The organism is Neptunicoccus sediminis (assembly GCF_001719615.1).
Lineage (GTDB): Bacteria > Pseudomonadota > Alphaproteobacteria > Rhodobacterales > Rhodobacteraceae > Amylibacter > Amylibacter sediminis.
In genome coordinates this window covers 1-1735 of record NZ_MDVX01000035.1, presented here as the reverse complement: position 1 = coordinate 1735, position 1735 = coordinate 1, and the positions used below count along the sequence as shown (strand labels likewise).

Sequence of the window (1735 nt, the reverse complement as noted above, 5' to 3'; positions counted from 1 at the left end):
GACAGTCGTGCGCCTTCCACCGGCGGCGCGACCGTCCGCAGGATTTCACCATTCAAATAGACCGTTGCCCGCCCGCTGTCTTCGGCTGACCAGAGGATTTCGAAGCGGTCGTCGGCCAGATCGAGGGCCGCATAGGAGATTGACGGTTGACCGACCCTTGAACCATCGGGAAGGACGGTCTGACCCCAAAGGATATTCAGGGTCTCTCCGCCTTGAAGATCCCTGCGAAAGTCGACCGTTTCCCCGAGGATTTGGGCGAGATCGACGGCAAAACGGGCCGGGACGCCTGCTCGATCCAGCGAAGCGTAGATCGACCCGTTTACCAGCAGCTGGCTCGCACGCTCGACTGTCAACGCGCTCGGCGTTACCGTCCGACTCGCAATGGTGTCGTCCAGGGTGACTTCGATCCGCACACCGTCATCGACAGCCAACGTCACAACGGATGGCGTGCCGTCCGGGCGAAAGTCGACGCTGAGACGATGGCCCGGTCGAAGGCGGCGCAGGTCGTATTCAACCGCCAGTGCCAGTGCGACTTCGGCCCGTGTTTGCGCATCCATGTCCGCGAGAGAGAGAAGCACGTCCAATGTGTCACCCGCCTCGACCGTCGCCTCCCAAGGCGGCATGGCGAGGGCCTGAACAAGCGCCATCAGATTATCTGGCTCGGCCCGTTCGAGTGCGGGAAACTCAGGCGGCTGAAAAGCGGCCGGAAGAATATTCGGCATCGTCTCGCCAGATGCGTTGACGCCTGGTCCATCGAGAGGTTCGGGTGGACTGTCCAAGGCTACCGGAGCCTCGGAAAAGATGTACTCGGGCGGCGCCTCTAGGATCAAAGCCCGGCTCGCTATCGTGCTGACCGCTGCCGCGGCCATTGTCGTTCCCAGAACGATATGTCTCAGTTTCAAGATTCTGCCCTCTCGGTTCTGTTCTGCATCGCGCGCCTTATCTTCGGCACGGCGAATTCGCGTGGTTCGTGATAGTCGATGGTGGTGACGAAGCGACCTGTCGCATCGAACAGGAAAACACCCGCCGTGTGGTTCATCGTATATTCGCCGTTTTCCCCCTCAACCTTCTCATAGGTGGCACGGAAACCATCGGCGATGGCCGCGATCTGGTCTGGCAAGCCCGTCCATCCTTGTATCTGCGGATGGAAATACGAGACATACTCGGCCATGGTCTCGACCGTGTCGCGGTCCGGATCTACTGTGATGAAAACGGTATTCAGGTCTTCGGCGTCCGGCCCAATCTCGTCGAGCCATCCGGAAATGTCCGAGAGGGTCGTCGGGCAAACGTCGGCGCAATAGGTGAATCCGAAGAAGACCAGACTCGGCTCGCCGATGAGGGTTTCCGGGCCGACATCCCGACCATCCTGATCCGTCAGGCTGAATTCCATAGCAGTCAGCGGTAGAGACCGCTTGCCCCGCGCGGAGTCAGCGCCAGGCCCATCTACCTGCCACCAGCCGACAAACAGGGCGGCAAAGACCGCCGCCGCTCCGATCGCTGCGATTTTGGCCACCCTCATCATCAGCCGGATCAGCCTTCGGGGCCGCGTGCGCCGATGCCAAGGACCGGGACGGTGATTTCAAGCTCTGTTCCATCGGAAAAGAGCAGGGTCAGCGGAAAGGTCTCCCCCTCGACGAGCGGAGATTGCAGTTGCATCAGCATGGCGTGATATCCGCCGGGTTCAAGGGCGAACATACCCCCGGGCGGGATCACGATATCGTCCGCCGGAGCCATG

Annotated in this window: 2 protein-coding genes and 1 pseudogene; all 3 read right to left on the bottom strand. The window is 61.0% G+C overall.

Translation table 11 applies throughout. From position 1 onward, the window contains the following. Positions 1-722: pseudogene (locus BFV97_RS17225) on the bottom strand (M23 family metallopeptidase); the annotation flags it as partial. 176 nt (positions 723-898) lie between these two features. Next, positions 899-1522 (bottom strand): SCO family protein, encoded by a 624-nt coding sequence (locus tag BFV97_RS17220; protein WP_069301624.1) that lies wholly within the window; start codon positions 1520-1522, stop codon positions 899-901. An 8-nt stretch (positions 1523-1530) separates the two neighbouring features. Next, positions 1531-1735, bottom strand: a 205-nt coding sequence (locus tag BFV97_RS17215) for a copper chaperone PCu(A)C (protein ID WP_083225710.1), incomplete at its 5' end; no start/stop codon positions are given.